The sequence below is a fragment of the Haloferax sp. SDI50 genome, from assembly GCF_059802635.1.
Map to the genome: position 1 here is coordinate 97,778 of NZ_JBPULL010000001.1, position 15,314 is coordinate 113,091.

General features: G+C 67.5%; 16 protein-coding genes. 4 read left to right on the forward strand and 12 right to left on the reverse strand.

The features are described from left to right. Nucleotides 1-91 precede the first annotated feature (91 nt). Entirely contained in the window at nt 92-625 is a 534-nt protein-coding gene (locus ACSR87_RS00485; protein ID WP_004063234.1) for an Rrf2 family transcriptional regulator, read from the forward strand. A gap of 85 nt (nt 626-710) precedes the next feature. On the opposite strand, the gene ACSR87_RS00490 is transcribed toward ACSR87_RS00485, so the two are convergent. The 5 genes from ACSR87_RS00490 to cdd all read right to left on the reverse strand — a co-directional run bounded on the left by ACSR87_RS00490 (nt 711) and on the right by cdd (nt 4,881). Continuing rightward, nucleotides 711-884, reverse strand: a complete 174-nt coding sequence (locus tag ACSR87_RS00490) for a hypothetical protein (RefSeq protein ID WP_498529125.1) — start codon at nt 882-884, stop codon at nt 711-713. Nucleotides 885-1,125: 241 nt separating this feature from the next. After that, complete coding sequence (locus ACSR87_RS00495; protein ID WP_004063232.1) at nt 1,126-2,319, reverse strand: NAD(P)/FAD-dependent oxidoreductase; 1,194 nt, start codon at nt 2,317-2,319, stop codon at nt 1,126-1,128. Between the two features lie 114 nt (nt 2,320-2,433). Further along, nucleotides 2,434-3,252, reverse strand: coding sequence for a nucleoside phosphorylase (locus tag ACSR87_RS00500; protein WP_498529126.1), 819 nt, complete (start codon nt 3,250-3,252; stop codon nt 2,434-2,436). Then, a complete protein-coding gene (locus tag ACSR87_RS00505) occupies nt 3,249-4,457 on the reverse strand; it encodes a hypothetical protein (RefSeq protein ID WP_498529127.1) in 1,209 nt (402 codons plus the stop codon). Before ACSR87_RS00505 ends, ACSR87_RS00500 begins: the two co-directional genes overlap by 4 nt. A 1-nt stretch (nt 4,458) precedes the next feature. Further along, a complete protein-coding gene (gene cdd, locus ACSR87_RS00510; RefSeq protein WP_004041462.1) occupies nt 4,459-4,881 on the reverse strand; it encodes a cytidine deaminase in 423 nt (140 codons plus the stop codon). 147 nt (nt 4,882-5,028) lie between these two features. On the opposite strand from cdd, the gene ACSR87_RS00515 reads away from it, so the two are divergent. Then, on the forward strand, nt 5,029-5,283 hold the full coding sequence (locus tag ACSR87_RS00515) for a DUF7520 family protein (RefSeq protein ID WP_004041464.1): 255 nt from the start codon (nt 5,029-5,031) through the stop codon (nt 5,281-5,283). A 96-nt stretch (nt 5,284-5,379) separates the two neighbouring features. Then, nucleotides 5,380-5,649 (forward strand): DUF8142 family protein, encoded by a 270-nt coding sequence (locus ACSR87_RS00520; protein WP_004063229.1) that lies wholly within the window; start codon nt 5,380-5,382, stop codon nt 5,647-5,649. Nucleotides 5,650-5,680: 31 nt separating this feature from the next. Here ACSR87_RS00520 and ACSR87_RS00525 read toward each other — a convergent pair whose 3' ends face one another. Beyond that, entirely contained in the window at nt 5,681-6,262 is a 582-nt protein-coding gene (locus tag ACSR87_RS00525) for a GNAT family N-acetyltransferase (RefSeq protein WP_498529128.1), read from the reverse strand. Between the two features lie 123 nt (nt 6,263-6,385). Between ACSR87_RS00525 and ACSR87_RS00530 the strand changes: the two genes are divergently transcribed. Further along, nucleotides 6,386-8,419 (forward strand): AMP-binding protein, encoded by a 2,034-nt coding sequence (locus ACSR87_RS00530; protein WP_498529129.1) that lies wholly within the window; start codon nt 6,386-6,388, stop codon nt 8,417-8,419. Nucleotides 8,420-8,440: 21 nt separating this feature from the next. Here the strand turns inward: ACSR87_RS00530 and ACSR87_RS00535 are convergent, their stop codons facing one another. The 6 genes from ACSR87_RS00535 to ACSR87_RS00560 all read right to left on the reverse strand — a co-directional run bounded on the left by ACSR87_RS00535 (nt 8,441) and on the right by ACSR87_RS00560 (nt 15,234). Continuing rightward, nucleotides 8,441-9,748 (reverse strand): dicarboxylate/amino acid:cation symporter, encoded by a 1,308-nt coding sequence (locus tag ACSR87_RS00535; protein ID WP_498529130.1) that lies wholly within the window; start codon nt 9,746-9,748, stop codon nt 8,441-8,443. 136 nt (nt 9,749-9,884) lie between these two features. Continuing rightward, a complete protein-coding gene (locus tag ACSR87_RS00540) occupies nt 9,885-10,592 on the reverse strand; it encodes an AMP-binding protein (protein WP_498529131.1) in 708 nt (235 codons plus the stop codon). A gap of 108 nt (nt 10,593-10,700) precedes the next feature. Further along, complete coding sequence (locus ACSR87_RS00545) at nt 10,701-11,021, reverse strand: cupin domain-containing protein (RefSeq protein ID WP_008574393.1); 321 nt, start codon at nt 11,019-11,021, stop codon at nt 10,701-10,703. Nucleotides 11,022-11,073: 52 nt separating this feature from the next. Beyond that, nucleotides 11,074-12,231: a molecular chaperone DnaJ gene (gene dnaJ, locus ACSR87_RS00550; protein WP_498529132.1), complete on the reverse strand. Its 1,158-nt coding sequence runs from the start codon at nt 12,229-12,231 to the stop codon at nt 11,074-11,076. Between the two features lie 144 nt (nt 12,232-12,375). After that, on the reverse strand, nt 12,376-14,253 hold the full coding sequence (gene dnaK / locus ACSR87_RS00555; RefSeq protein ID WP_498529133.1) for a molecular chaperone DnaK: 1,878 nt from the start codon (nt 14,251-14,253) through the stop codon (nt 12,376-12,378). A 219-nt stretch (nt 14,254-14,472) separates the two neighbouring features. After that, on the reverse strand, nt 14,473-15,234 hold the full coding sequence (locus tag ACSR87_RS00560; RefSeq protein WP_498531006.1) for an alpha/beta fold hydrolase: 762 nt from the start codon (nt 15,232-15,234) through the stop codon (nt 14,473-14,475). Nucleotides 15,235-15,314: the final 80 nt, after the last annotated feature.

Here is a 15,314-nt window from a genome sequence, read left to right on the forward strand (position 1 = left end):
TCATGAGTGTGATACGGTTACAAAGTAGACGAACGGCAGATTCGAGGCGTCATCCATCGGATTTAAGGACGTATGTAGCGAACCATTCTCCATGTCATCAATCGAGCTCACGTCGAGTCAGAAAACTATCTTGACTGCACTCATCAACCTCTATCGGGACTCCGAAGACGCCGTAAAAGGTGAGGATATCGCGACCGAGGTCAACCGAAACCCCGGCACCATCCGAAACCAGATGCAGAGCCTGAAAGCGCTCCAACTGGTCGAGGGCGTCCCCGGCCCGAAGGGCGGTTACAAGCCGACCGCGAACGCCTACGAGGCGCTCGACGTAGACAAGATGGACGAGCCCGCGTTCGTCCCCCTGTTCCACAACGACGAGGAAGTCGAAGGCGTCAACGTCGACGAAATCGACCTCTCCAGCGTCCACCACCCCGAGCTGTGCCGCGCCGAGATTCACGTGCAGGGCTCCGTCCGCGAGTTCCACGAGGGCGACAAGATTCGCGTCGGTCCGACGCCCCTCTCGAAGCTCGTCATCGACGGCACGCTCGACGGCAAGGACGACACGAGCAACATCCTCATCCTCCGCATCGACGACATGCAGGCACCCGTCGGCGAACCCCAGCACTAACCACGCTTTACTTTCCGTCTTTTTCCGGGCACTCTCCGCGCACTCCGACCGGCAGGTCCGGCGTTCGGTGGGCGGGCGGTCCCACTTACGCCGACTCGTCGATGAGACCCGCGACTCCGGCCGCTAGCCCGAGAGCCATGATAACGAGGCCGATCGTGCCGAACGCGTTGGAATCCGCCGCGAACAGTCCGCGACCGAGCAGGAGAAAGCCGCCGAATACGACGATCAGCAGACCGAAGTGATACGCTCTGTGGGGCATACGTCCCGTCCGCGTTCGTCGAATAATAAACTTCTCCTCAACTGACATACGGCCCTCCCTGCGCAGTCTGGCGGACCGCGGAACGTCGCGTCCGTGGCTCGCTCGCGGCCGCTGTGTGGCGCGACGCTCGCGGCTTAGTAGTGCTCAAAAATCAAAACAGAGCCGAAGAAATCGAAACCGAGTCGACGAGCGTCGGGCGGCGGGCGTCGCATCACCCGGCGGTCGGGGCGCGTGTTCCGAGTTAGAGGTCGTTCCAGGCGGAGAGCGCGCGCTTCGGCGACGTGACGTCCGCAATCCAGTTCGCGGCGATGCCCTTCTTCAGCGTCCGCGCGAGCGGGCCGCCGAAGACGTTGACGGGGAACTCTCCGAAGACGGGGAACTTCACGCCGTGGGCGACGGCGTCGTGGCCGATGGAGATGACCGTCCCCTTGTCGGTGAACGTCCAGCGCTTGAGCGGCTTGCCGGCGATGGCGCGGGCGATGTTCTCGCCGGCCACGTCAGCGGCGTCCCAGGCGGCCTGCGCCGTCGGCGGCGCGACGTTGTCGGGCCCCTGCTCGACGAGGGCGCAGTCACCGACCGCGAAGACGCGGTCGTCGCTGGTCTGGAAGTCCTCCTCAGCGAAGAAGCGATGCGAGCGCTCGTCCTGTTCGAGCTCCACGTCGGACGCCTCGGGCTGGCCGGTGATGCCGCCGGTCCAGACGAGCACGTCGTAGTCGAGTTCCTCGGGCGCTTCGTCCTCGCCGCCGCCGATGAAGACGGTCTCCTCGTCGACCTTCGAGATGAAGTCGCCGGTGAGGATGTCGATGTCGAGGTCTTCGACGCGACGCCGGAGCGCGCCCTGCAGTTCGGGGTCGTTGCCGGGGAAGATTTCGTCCATCCCCTCGACGAGCTTGATGTCGATGGGCGCGCGGTTCGTGTCGCGGTACTCCGCGACCTCGGCGGCCGTCTGGATGCCGGAGAGACCCGCACCGCCGATGACGACCTGCGCGGGGTCGTCGCGGGAGGCGTCAGCGGCCGCCTCCTTGATGTCCTGGTGAATCTCGCGAGCGTCGTCGAGACCTTTGAGCTGGTGGGCGAACTCTTCGAGGCCCTCGATGCCGAAGAAGGCGGTCGAAGAGCCGATGGCGACGAGCAGATAGTCGTAGTCGACGGTGTCGCCGCCTTCGAGTTCGACTGCGCGCTCGTCGACGTCCACGTCGGTCGCGCGACCCTTGACGAACTCCGTCGAGTCGTCTTTGATGTCGTCGACCGGGATGGTGATGCTGGACTCGACGCTCGGGTCGCGGATGCACCGGTGGACCTCGTGGAGGACGAGGTGGTAGTCGTGTTCGGCGACCCACGTGAGTTGCGCGTCCGGACCGAGCTCTTCTTCGAGGGTTGTAACCGCGCCGGCCCCGGCGTACCCCGAGCCGAGAACGACGACCTGCGTGCTCATGTCGTCGGATGCGCAGTCATCCGATAAAGGGGCTTTGAAACCGTCTCCACAGCCGGGGTAATTTTGGCCGCTACGCCCCCAGAGCGTCGAAATCCGGATTCGACGGTTGTCGGATTAGTCGAGACTGAGGCCCGCGTGCCAGCGGTCGACGCCCGCCTCACGCTTGACTTCGTCCATCTTCGCGAGGAGGTGGACCGCGAGGCTGGCGGTCTCGGCCGCGCGCGATTCGCCTTCGGTGCGGAACTCGCCGGTGACGCGGTTCGCGTACACCGAGCAGACGGCCCCCGCACGGAGGCCGTAGACGTTGGCGATAGTCAGGAGCGCCGCGGCCTCCATCTCGATGTTCTTCACGTTCGCCTCGCGGAGTTCCTCGACCAGCGAGTCGGAGCCGGCGGCGCGGAAGCCCTCGAAGCCGGGGCGACCCTGCCCCGCGTAGAAGGAGTCGGCGCTCATCGTGAGGCCGACGTGGTAGTCGTAGCCGAGTCGTTCCGCGGCCGCGACGAGCGCCGAGACGACCTCGTGGTCGGCAACGGCGGGGTAGTCCTCGCGGACGTACTCCTTGGAGGTGCCCTCCTGTCGGACCGCGCCCGAGGTGATGACGAGGTCGCCCACGTCCATCCCGGGCTGAATCGCGCCGCAGGAGCCGACGCGGATGAAGGTGTCCGCGCCGACGCGGGCGAGTTCCTCCACGGCGATGGCCGCCGAGGGACTGCCGATACCCGTGGACGTGACCGAAATCGGCGTCCCGTCGTAGCTCCCGGTCGCCGTCCGGTACTCGCGGTGGGAGGCCTTCTCCTCGTGGTCGTCCCACAGCGCCGTCACCTTGTCCACGCGCTCGGGGTTCCCGGGGAGCAACACCGCGTCGGCGAGGTCCTCGGGACCGACTTCGAGGTGGTACTGGACCTCGTCGTTCGGGTCCTCACTGTCGTTCATGAGTGTACTCGCGCGGCGGCGATGGAAATTCTTGCGTTCTCTGAGGGGCTCCCCGTGGGCGTCGTCGCGTTTCCCGCCATCTCGCCCGCGAGACCGCGCCACGCCCGGTCGTCGGCGGGGTCGCCCTCGCGGAACGGCGGCGGGAGGTCGGCTCTCTCGTCGGCCGCAAACAGGTAGCCGAGTCCCGCGCCGACGTACCAGTCGACCAGCGACGGGGCGAGGTCGGCGTCCACGACGAGGTCGCCGCCGGTGTACCACTCCAGCGCCGCGTCGTCGTCGGCGTCGACGCCGGTCCGCCGCCAGCGCACGCCAGAGCCGCCGTCGCGGAACGCCGACACCGAGAGCGTCACGTCCGCCATCCCGGGGGCGGAGACGCGTTCGAACGAGAGGTCCGCGGGCGCGACGCCGTCGGCTCCGCCCTCGTAGTACGACAGCGCGTGGTCGATTTCGGCCTCGTGGGTCGCCCGCTCGCCGGGCGAGACGTTCGAGAGGTCGACGTGGACCGCGACGGTTCGCTCGCGGAAGGGCGACTCCCGCTCGGCGGCGTCCGGTTCCGGCAGTCGCGTCGTCTCGACGCGCTCGGACAGCACGGGAAACGCGTCGGCGTCGTCGTGGGTCAGCCCGAGTAGGTGGCCGAACTCGTGTTTCAGAACCATCTGGGTCGTCTCGTCGTCGTAGCCGGCGGCGACGACCACCGTGACCGGCTCCGTCGGCGCGGTCGGGTCGTCGCCGTCCAAGAGGGGCGCACAGCCGACCGCGTCCGCGCCGGCGTCGTCGCCGCAGCCGTCGATTCGCTCGACGACCGAGACGGTCACGTCCGGGTCCGAACTGTTCGGTCTCACGACGAACGCCGGGTCGTAGGCGACCGCCGACGCGTTCGCCCGCCAGTAGTCGACCGCCGATTCGACGAGCGAGGCGTAGTCGCGGCCGTCCGCGGGCGCGTCGACGCCGACGACGACGGGCGCGTGCCCCCACGGGTTGTCGGCGGTGTCGGCGGGGCGCGTCTCCGACGCCGACGACCCGGTTCCGCCGACGGCGGCCGAGACGGCTCCGTCGTCGCCGTCGCTCGCGTCGGCCGACGGGGCACCGAGAGCAGCGTCTACGACCGGCGGTGACGGCGATGAGGACGTACACCCCGAGAGTACCACGAGCAGGACGAGCGCGAGCGCGAGCGGGGCGATTCCGCGGTCGGCGGCGGGCGACACGTTACTCGTCGGCGTCGCGCTTCGCCGCGGCGGCTTCCAGCGTGTCCAGCGAGATGGTGTTCGGGAGGAGTTCGCCCAGCGTGTACTCGGCCACGTCGTCGCCGCCGAGGTCGCAGACGACCGGGAGGTCCTCGTCGCAGAACTCCGCGAGCGTCTGGCGGCACATCCCGCAGGGGGTGACGCCGTCGCGCGCCCCCGAGGTGACGACGAGGCGGTCGAACTCGGTGTGGCCGTTCTTCACGGCCTCCGCGACGGCGACTTCCTCGGCGTGGAGGCTGTTGGAGTAGTTCGCGTTCTCGATGTTACAGCCGACGTAGACCTCGCCGTCGGCGGTCCTGAGCGCCGCTCCGACGGTGTACTCCGAGTAGGGGACGTAGGCGTTGTCGAGCGCTTCGCGGGCGCGTTCGACGAGTGCTTCGGGCATTGGGCGCTCATTCGCGTGGGGTGGCTTAGTTCGTTCGGCTCCCCGAGACTGTCGCCTCGGCCGGCAGACGCTGGCGGCGGCTCCGCGGGGCACCGCCAATCGCGTCGTCCCGCAAGCGACTATACGGCGCGGCCCTAACGCGGCGTCGTGAACGACACATCCGGCGGACGACGAATCCTGCTCCTCGTCGGCGCGAGCGTCGTAGTCATCTCGGGCATCCTCGGCCTCTTCATCGGTGAGAACGGCGGCCAAGTCGCCGCCGAGATATCGCTGTTCGGCGTCCTCTCGCTGCCGACCAGTCCTCTCGCCTTCAGCCTCTACGGGATGGTGCTCTCGGCCGCTCTCCTCGGGGTGCTGTTCGGACTCGTCGAGTACGCCTCGCGCGTGGAGAACGCGCGGTAAGACGGCGTCGCTCGCCGCGGACGCGAGGGCGTATCGACCGTGGAACCCCGACCGGAAGGCGGACCGTTTTTGCTCGTCGGGCCCCGACGGACCCGCATGGACGCGCCCTCGTCGACCTCGACCTCGGACGCCTCGGCCGGCGACGCCTCACCCGGCCCGCTCCCGGAAGAGACGGGCGGCAAGAACCGCAAGCGCGCCGCGCTGGCGACCGCGCCGTTCCTCGCCCTCGGACTGGCCGACGTGGTACTCATCCTCCTGCAAGGGCTCGAACCGCTCTGGGGCTTCGCCATCCTCCCACCGATTCTGTTTTGTAGCGTGCTGACCTGGATCGTCTTCAGCACCGACTTCCTCGACGACCGGACCTGAGTCGGAGCCGGCTCAGCGCCGGGGATTCGGTTCAGCGCCGCAGATTCGTCGAGTACTTCGTCGGCGTCTCCTCGTCGTAGCCGAAGTCCTCTGCGGTCAGTTCGGGTTCGGCGTCCCCGGCGCTCGCGGGCGCGGCGGCCTTGAACCGCTCGCGGAGGCGCTCGGGCATCGAAAACGCCTCGCGGTCGAGTCGGAGCGCGATGGCGTCGCCGTCGGCTTCCCTGACCCGGTCGAGTCGCTTCCGCGGCCCCTCGGGGAGGTCCTCGGCGTCGACCGCCTCGAAGCCGAACTGCGCGCAGTAGCCGTGGTCCGAGGTGAAACCGTAGACGGTATCGAACTCCTCGGCTGCGGCGCGGTCGACCAGTCGCTCGACGACGTGCGCGCCGACGCCCTGTCCGCGCCACCGCTCCGAGACGCCGACGCAGGTGAGTTCGCAGAACGGCTCGTCGGTCTTGTGGACCCGGATGCGCCCGAAGCCCGCCTTCTCGCCGGACTCCTCGTCGAGCGCGATGACGTAATCGCGGGACCGAAAGGAGCCGTCGTCGAGTCCGAGTTCGTCCAGCGAGTCGAGCAACCAGACCTCGTCTCGGTTCTTCGCGTCTCGGACGTACATGTCTACCCCTAGCACACCGGCCGACAAAAACGCCTCGGGCCGGGCCGCCGATGGCCGTCGCGTCCGCCGAACTCAACGAAAGAACAGTAAAGATTCATGGTTCCGGTCGCGGTAGCTCGGTTCATGGACGTACCCGACACCGACACCGTGGTGCACGAACCGGACCCGGCGTTCGTCGAGGACGCCAACGTTACCCGCTTCATGCGGGAACACGACATCGAGGACTACGACGAGCTCATCGAGCGGACGACGACCGAGATGCCGGGCGTCGGTGCCTCGGGCGTCGAGTGGTTCTGGGACGAGCTCGTCGACTACCTCGGCGTCGAGTTCTACGAGGAGTACGACGCGGTCCGCGACGATTCGGAGGGGCCGCAGTTCTCCCGCTGGTACCCCGGCGGCGAGATAAACGTCGCCCACAACACCCTCGACCGCCACGCCGCGGTCGGCTCCGGGAACCGGAACCGCGTCGCCTGCATCTGGGAGGGCGAAGACGGCGAGGTCGTCCAACGGACCTACCACGACCTCTACCGCGAGGCCAACCGCGTCGCCAACGTCCTCGAATCGTACGGCGTCGAGACCGGCGACACCGTCGGCCTCTACATGCCGATGGTCCCCGAGGTCATCTCTATCCTCTACGGCTGTTTCAAGGTCGGCGCGATAGCCGTCCCCATCTTCTCCGGGTTCGGCGTCGACGCCACCGCGACCCGCCTCGAAGACCCCGAGTGCTCGGTGCTTTTCACCGCCGACGGCTTCTACCGCCGCGGCTCAGAGGTCCGACTGAAACCGACCGCCGACGAGGCGATGGCGGAGGCCGGCTGCGTCGAGAACGTCGTCGTCTACCGGCGGTTCGGTGGCGAGGGCGAGACCGACGCCGGTGACGACGAAAACGGCGACATCGACGCCGACGTGCCGTGGACCGGGGGCCGCGACGAGTGGTGGGACGACACCGTCGGCGCGGCCGACCCCGAGTACGAAACCAAACGCCTGCCGTCGGACGCCGAGTCGATGCTCCTGTACTCCTCGGGGACGACCGGCAAGCCGAAAGGCATCGTCCACACCCATGCGGGCGTCCAGATGCAGACTGCGAAGGAGATTCACTTCGGCTTCGACCAGAAGCCCGAAGACCGCTTCTTTTGGGTCTCCGACATCGGGTGGATGATGGGCCCGTGGACGCTCATCGGGAACCACACCTTTGCCGGCACTATCTTCATGTACGAGGGCGCGCCCGACTACCCGAACCCGGACCGCTTCTGGGAGATGATAGAGCGCCACCGCATCACCACCTTCGGCATCTCGCCGACGGCCATCCGCGCCCTGCGGAAGTACGGCGACGAGGAGGTCGAGAAACACGACCTGTCGAGTCTCCGGCTGCTCGGGTCGACCGGCGAGCCGTGGGACCCCGAGTCGTGGCAGTGGTTCTACGAACACGTCGGCGGCGGCGAGGCACCCATCATCAACATCTCCGGCGGCACCGAAATCTGCGGCTGTTTCCTCATGCCGATGCCGACCCAACCGCTCAAACCCTGCTCGCTCGGCGGCCCCGGCCTCGGGATGGACATCGACATCGTGGACTCCTCGGGTGAGTCCATCGCCGACAGCCACGAGCGGGGCTTCCTCGTCGCCCGCGACTCCTGCCCGTCGATGACCAAGAGCCTCTGGGAGGGCGACGACCGCTACCTCGACACCTACTGGTCGTCGTGGGACGACCTCTGGGACCACGGCGACTGGGCGCAGAAAGACGAAGACGGCTTTTGGTTCCTCCACGGCCGCGCTGACGACGCACTCAACGTGGCCGGCCGCAAGGTCGGCCCCGCCGAGGTCGAAGGCGCGCTCATCGAACACGACGCGGTGAATCAGGCCGCCGCTGTCGGCGTCCCCGACGACACCACCGGGACGGCCGTCGTCGCCTACGTCGTCCTCGAAGACGGTATCGACGAGAGCGACGACCTCCGCGAGGAGCTTCGGGGCGTCGTCGGCGACGAGTTGGGCAAGCCGTTCCGCCCACGGGAAATCCTGTTCGTCGACGAGTTCCCGAAGACGCAGTCGGGCAAAATCATCCGCCGCGCCATCGCCTCCATCTACGCGGGCGAGGACCTCGGCGACATGAGCAGTATCGAGAATCCCGAGGCGCTGGAGAAGATAGAGAACGCGTCCTGAAGCGGTTTCTCCGGCTTTCGTTCAGTCGGACAGCGCCGCGCCGACGCCGTCGTTCCACGCGTCGGCGGTGAAGTCGACCGCGTCGTTCCACGTGGCGACGACGGTCGTCACCGCGAGGTCGCCGGTCACGTTCACCATCGTCCGAATCCGGTCGAGGATTGGGTCGACGCCGGCGACGAGCCCCACGATTTCCAGTGGGAGTCCCAACTGCGTCAAGACGAGCGTGAGCATGATGAGCCCCGACCCGGGCACGCCGGCGGTGCCGATGCTCGCCAGCACGGCGACCGCGACGACCGCGAACTGGTCGGCCAGAGAGAGGTTCACGCCGACGATGTTCGCCGCGAAGATGGCCGCGACGCCCTGGTACATCGCCGTTCCGTCCATGTTGATGGTCGCGCCGAGCGGGAGCGTAAAGCCGTAGATGCGCTCTTCGATGCCGAGGTTCTCGTCCGCGTCGGACATCGTGACCGGGAGCGTCCCGGACGACGACCGGATGCTCAGCGCGGTCACCATCGCATCGCGCGCGCCGGAGAGGAACGCCACCGGCGACCGCCCCGCGACCCCGACGACGAACGCGCCGAGATAGACGAGTCCGATGTGGACGACGGCCGCGAGGAGCATCGTTCCGATGAGGAGCGCGAAGGGGAGGATTGCGTCCACGCCGGCGGTGCCGAAGACGTTCGCCATGAGCGCGAAGACGCCGAGGACGCCGAACTCCATCGCCCCCCAGACGACCTTGTACATCGCTTCCGCGCCCGCGTCGGCGAGGTCGAAGAACGCCTCGATGCCGCGTTTGACCTGCTCGTCGTCGGTCTCCTCCCACGCCAGCGTGAGACCGAGGCCGAACACGACGACGAAGAAGATGGTCGGGAGCACGCTGCCCTCAGCCATCGCGCCGATGGGGTTCGTCGGGACAATGTTGAGGACGACTTCGACGGCGTCGGGAGCCTCGGCGCTCTGTGCCTCGGCACCGGCGAGCAGTTCTTCGAGCCCGCGAGAGCCGGGAGAGACGAGGTTACTCACGCCGAGTCCGATGGCGACCGCGAACGCGGACGTGAGCGCGTACAGGCCCACGACCTGCGCGCCGACGCGCCCGAGCGACGACGGCGAGAGCTGTCTGACGCCCATCAGGAGCGTAAACACCACGATGGGGACGATGAGCATCTCCAGCAGTCGGACGAACAGGTCGCCGACCGGTTTCAGAACCGTCGCGGGTTCGCCGACGACGAGGCCGACGAGCGACCCGAGGACGAACGCGACCCCGATTCGGTAGACGATGCCGACCGAGCGATACCGGTTCCAGAGAGACACAATGCTAGACTGTGACATGTGGCGTGTGTGGACCACACATACAGCCAAATTATAAATGTATCGGTTAAGAATCGGAATTTAATCCGAGGGTAGAATAAAGCTCAAGAATCGAACGGATAGTTGACTCTCCGACAATACGCCGCCACGTCCGTCGTCACCACGCGTCGTCAGGCGCGATGGCGACCGACTCGGGAACCACGTCGCCGACCGAGAGCGCCGCCTCGACCCCCTCGTCGGTCTCCGGAATCCGAATCGTGCCGCCGGCCAAAAGCGGCGCGAGCACGCCGGCGACGACGGTTCCCGGGTGGGAAAGCGACGACCGGACCGCGACCGTGTCGTCTTCGTCGAGGTCGAAGTCGGAGACGACCTCGCGGGCCGCGTCGAGCAGGTCGCCGTGGGTGAACTCGCGGTCGTCAGCGGCGAGTCCCGGATCGTCAGAAGCGACGATTTCGGGGTGGACCGCGGGGTTCTCGCTCCAGACTTCCTGTTCCCAGTGGGTCGTCGCGGGCGAACTCGGCGGGCCGCCGAAGACGGCGAGTTTCTGGCCCGGCGGCAGGTCTTCGAACTCGGATTCGCGTTCGACCGGAACGACGGTCGCCCGCGCCTCGAACCGCGGGTCGAACGCCGTCACCGCGCCGAGTTGGGCCGCCCCGAGGAACGTCAACAACGGTTCGGGGAGCGACACCGGGTCGACCGCGACGCGAGCGCCCTTGCTGACGCCGAGGTAGCGGAGGACGTTCCCGGCCTTGTACGAGGTCGTGATGAGGTCGTGGTACGTGTAGGTCCGGCCGGGGCCGTCGACCCGGAGCGCGAGTCGGTCGCTCCGCCGGTCGCGGGCCATGAGGTCACCGATAACGTCCATGGCCGGTCGTAGGGAGTCGGCGCGAAAAAAGCCCCCGAGGCGTGCTCGCGGTTCGAGAACGCGGAGGGGAGTCCGGGCGAGCAGCGCCGACGACGCCGGCGCGACGACTCAGGGCGCGCCCGCGATGACGAACGTGCTCTCTTCGGGCCCGTTTCGGAGTTCGCGCGTGTCCTCCGGCGAGACGCGAACGGCGTCGCCGGGTTCGAGGTCGAGTTTCTTGTCCTCGACGACGAGCGTGGCCCCGCCGGAGACGAGGTAGTACACTTCCTCGTGGCCCTGCTCGGCGTGGTCGTGGGGCTTGCCGGACCAGTCGGGGTCGGCCTCCAGCACGCTGAAGCCGAGCTCGACGCAGTCGAGTTCGTCTCGCAGGAAGTGGAGCCCGCCGCCGACCGCGTCTACGTCCTCGTAGTTCGCTTTCGTGTAGGACATCGGCCGAATCGACGGCCGCCACACACGAGAGCGTGGCGGTGTCGGAAAGCGCTCACAGCGAGTTCTTCAGCTTCTGGAAGAGGCCCTCTTTGACCTCCTCGCCGCCGGCCTCGGCGAACTCCTTGAGCGCCTCGCGCTGCTCGCTGTTGAGGTCCTCGGGCGTGACGACGTGGACCTCGACGTGCAGGTCGCCGTGGCCCCGGCCGTCGAGGTGGGGCATCCCCGCGCCGGAGACGGTGAACGTCGACCCGCTTTGGGTGCCCGCGGGCACCTTCAGTTCCTCCTCGCCGTCGAGCGTCGGCACCTCGACGGTCGCGCCGAAGACGGCCTGCGGGAAGGAGATGGGATGGGTATAGTGGAGGTCGTCGCCGTCGCGGTCGAACTCGTCGTGGTCGCGGACGTTGACCTCGACGAACAGGTCGCCGTTGGGACCGCCGTTCTCGCCGGGTTCGCCCTCGCCGCGGTAGCGGAGGCGCTGGCCGTCGCGGAAGCCGGCGGGGATGGTGATGGTCACGTCGCGAGTGCGGCGGACGCGACCGCTCCCGCGGCACTCCGAGCAGTCCTCGCTGTACGTCTCGCCCTCGCCGCCGCAGGCGCGACAGGTCGTCGTCTGCTGGACGCGGCCGAAGGGAGTCTGCTGGACCGTCGTCTGCTGGCCCGAGCCGTTACACTCCGAACAGGTGTTCACCTCTGCGTCGTCGGGGTGGCCCTCGCCGTCGCACTCGGGACAGACCTCGCGGCGGCGAATCGTCACGTCGCGCTCGACGCCGTGGTAGGCGTCTTCGAGGTCGATGGAGATGCGCTGGGCCACGTCGCGGCCCTGCTGGGGGCGGTTGCGCTGTTGGCCGCCCGCGCCGCCGTTGAACAGGTTGTTGAAGATGTCCTCGAAGCCGCCACCGCCGCCGCCCATGCCGCCGAACGGGTTGCCGCCGCCGCCGAAGGGGTTGCCCTGTCCGCGGCCGCCGCCACCGCCGCCGCGTTTCTGGGACTGCTGGAAGCGCTCGTGGCCGACTTGGTCGTACATCTGCCGCTTCTCGTCGTCCGTGAGCACCTCCTTGGCCTTCTGGACCTTCTTGAACTTCTCCTCGGCGTCGTCCTCGTCGGAAACGTCGGGGTGGTACTTCGCGGCCTTCTTGCGGTACGCGTTCTTGATTTCGTCTTTCGAGGCGTCCCGCGAGACCCCGAGTACGTCGTAGAAGTCCTCGCTCATCAGTTGCTCTCTTGTAGCCGGTGAAGGTATTTGAAAAGTCCGTCTCTCGTATCGCGGCGAGCGCGAACGGGGTCAAACCGAGGGTTTCGCCCGGATTCGACCGCCGGCGTCGGATCTCTCTGCGACCCGACCGTCCACCTGTGGTTAGTTGTCCTCGTCGTCCTCGTCGAAGTCCGCGTCGGCGTCGACGAAGTCCTCGGGGTCAGCGCCGCCGGGCCCGCCCGCAGCGCCCGCACCAGCGCCAGCGCCGCCGGGACCGCCGGCCTGCGCCTGCGCCTGCTGTTCGTACATGCGCTTGCCGATTTCCTGCAGTTCCTTCGAGAGGTCTTCGGTCACGTCTTCGAGTTCGTCCGTGGAGGCGTCGTCGTCGTCGAGCACCGCTTCCACGTCCTCGACGGCGGCCTCGATGTCGGCGCGGAGTTCGTCGTCGACGTTCTCCTCGTTCTCTTCGAGGAGCGTTTCCGCGCGCTGGACCGCGCCCTCGGCCTCGTTGCGGGCCTCGACGGCGCGGCGGCGCTCTTTGTCCTCTTCGGCGTGCTGTTCGGCCTCCTGCTGCATGCGATCGATTTCCTCGTCGGAGAGGCCCGCCCCGCCCTCGATAGTGATGGACTCGGCGTTGCCGGAGCCTTTGTCCTCGGCGGAGACGTTGACGATGCCGTTTTCGTCGATGTTGAAGCCGACTTCAATCTGCGGCGTGCCCGCGGGGGCCGGCGGGATGCCGGAGAGCGTGAACTCGCCGAGGAGTTCGTTGTCCTCGGCCATCTCGCGTTCGCCCTGGAAGACGCGGACCTGCACCGTCGTCTGGTTGTCGGCCGCGGTGGTGAATATCTTCGACTCCTCGGTCGGAATCGTCGTGTTCTTCTCGATGAGGCGCTCGAACAGGCCGCCTTTGACCTCGATACCGAGCGACAGCGGCGTCACGTCGAGGAGGACGATATCGTCGACCTCGCCGCCGAGGACGCCGCCCTGGATGGCCGCGCCGAGCGCGACGGCCTCGTCGGGGTTGACGGATTTTTTCGGCTCGGAGCCGAGCAGCTCTTCGACCTTGTCGCGGACCTGCGGCATCCGGGTGGAGCCGCCGACGAGGATGACGTCGTCGATGTCGCCTTTGTCGTAGCCGGCGTCTTCAAGCGCCTGCTCGGTCGGCTCGACCGTGCGGTCGATGAGGTCAGCGGTGAGCGACTCGAACTTCGCGCGGGTCAGGTCGTATTCGAGGTGGACCGGACCGGAGTCCGTCGCCGTGATAAAGGGGAGGTTGATGGTCGTCTCCTTGCGCGAGGAGAGCTCGATTTTGGCTTCCTCGGCCGCGTCCTTGAGACGCTGGAGGGCCTGTCGGTCCTCGCGGAGGTCGATGCCGTGGTCGTTCTTGAACTCGGTGGCGAGCCAGTCGATGATGGCCTCGTCCCAGTCGTCGCCGCCGAGGTCGTTGTCCCCGTTGGTGGCGACCACTTCGTAGACGCCGCCGCCGAGGTCGAGGACGGACACGTCGAAGGTGCCGCCGCCGAGGTCGTAGACGAGCACGGTCTGGTTCGACTCGTCGTCGAGGCCGTAAGCCATCGACGCGGCGGTCGGCTCGTTGACGATGCGCTCGACGTCGAGACCCGCGATTTCGCCGGCGTCCTTCGTCGCCTGCCGCTGTTTGTCGTTGAAGTACGCGGGGACGGTGATGACGGCCTTCTTCAGTTCGTCGCCCAGGTAGTCCTCGGCGTCGCGCTTGATTTTCTGGAGAATCATCGCCGAAATCTGCTCCGGCGTGTACTCCTCACCCTCGATATCGACGGTGTAGCCGTCCTCACCCATGTGGCGCTTGATGGACCGAATCGTGCGCTCGGGGTTCTGGATGGCCTGGTTCTTCGCCGGCTTGCCGACCAACCGCTCACCGTCGTCGGTGAACGCGACGACGGAGGGGGTGGTTCGGTCGCCTTCTGCGTTCACGATAATCTCCGGGTCGCCGCCCTCCATCACCGCGAACGCGCTGTTCGTGGTGCCGAGGTCGATACCCAGAATCTTGTTGCTCGCCATCTTGCCCGCAAATACCGTCTTTTGCCGGTTAAAGGTTACTAGATACTGCGACACACGGCGTGCACCGAGGTCGACGCCGTCTTGCGATTTTCTATTCTCGCGTCGAAAGAGGTCGGTCGATTTATGTAGAACCGCCGGCCGCGTCGCGGCGGCGCTCAGCGTGGTCGCCCGGCGGCGACCCGGTACCCCGGCCGACCGACCGTGCGACCTCGTTGCTCGTCAGTCCGTCGGCTGCGGGCGTTCGGTTCCGTCGGCCGAGTCGGACGCGTCAGCGCCGTTCGCCCGGAGCGACGACGCGTCGACCCCGTCGAGGGCGTCGAGCACCGTGGAGAGCGTCCGCTCGCGGCCCTCGCTGGCGAAGAACTCGTGACCGCCGTCGTACGGGACGAGGTTCGATGCCGGCGTCCGGTCGCCGATTGCGCGAACGTCCACGACCCGGTCCGAAAGCGAGGCGAACACCACGTCGTCGGGGCGGAACGGCGGCAGCGACGCCTGCGCGCCGCGAATCATGCGGAGAAAGGCGGGCGAGGCGTGAGCCGGAGCGTCGGCCAGTTCGGCGGCGAGTTTCAGTTCGCCGAGGTCCTCGCGGGAGATGCCGGACGGGACGATAGGTTTGGTCGTCGGCAGCCGACTGACGAGGGGAAACAGGAGGGCGGCGAGCCCCGAGACGGCCGTCCCCCACCACGGGCTCAGAAAGACGTTCCGGACCGCGAGGTCGAGGTGGGCGGCGACGAGGCCGCCGGTGCTGTGGCTGAGCACGAGGTCGATATCGCGGTCGACCGCGTACGCCCGCACCGGGCTCACGTACTGGCGCTCGAACTCCCAGCCGTTCGTCGGCAGTTCGACGGCGTGGACGTGATACCCCTCGTAGGTGAGGCGGTCGAGAAGCCACTCGACGCTCCGGTGACCCGGCTTGTTGCCCCACCCGAGGACGAAAAGCAGGTCGTCGTCGCCGGGGTCGCCGTGTTGGGTGACGCGCACGGTCGGCCGCCGCCGACGGGAACGAAGTCGCATGGCGTAGTGATAGCGAGGTGAGAACAAAAGTCCTCGCCGGGCCGGAG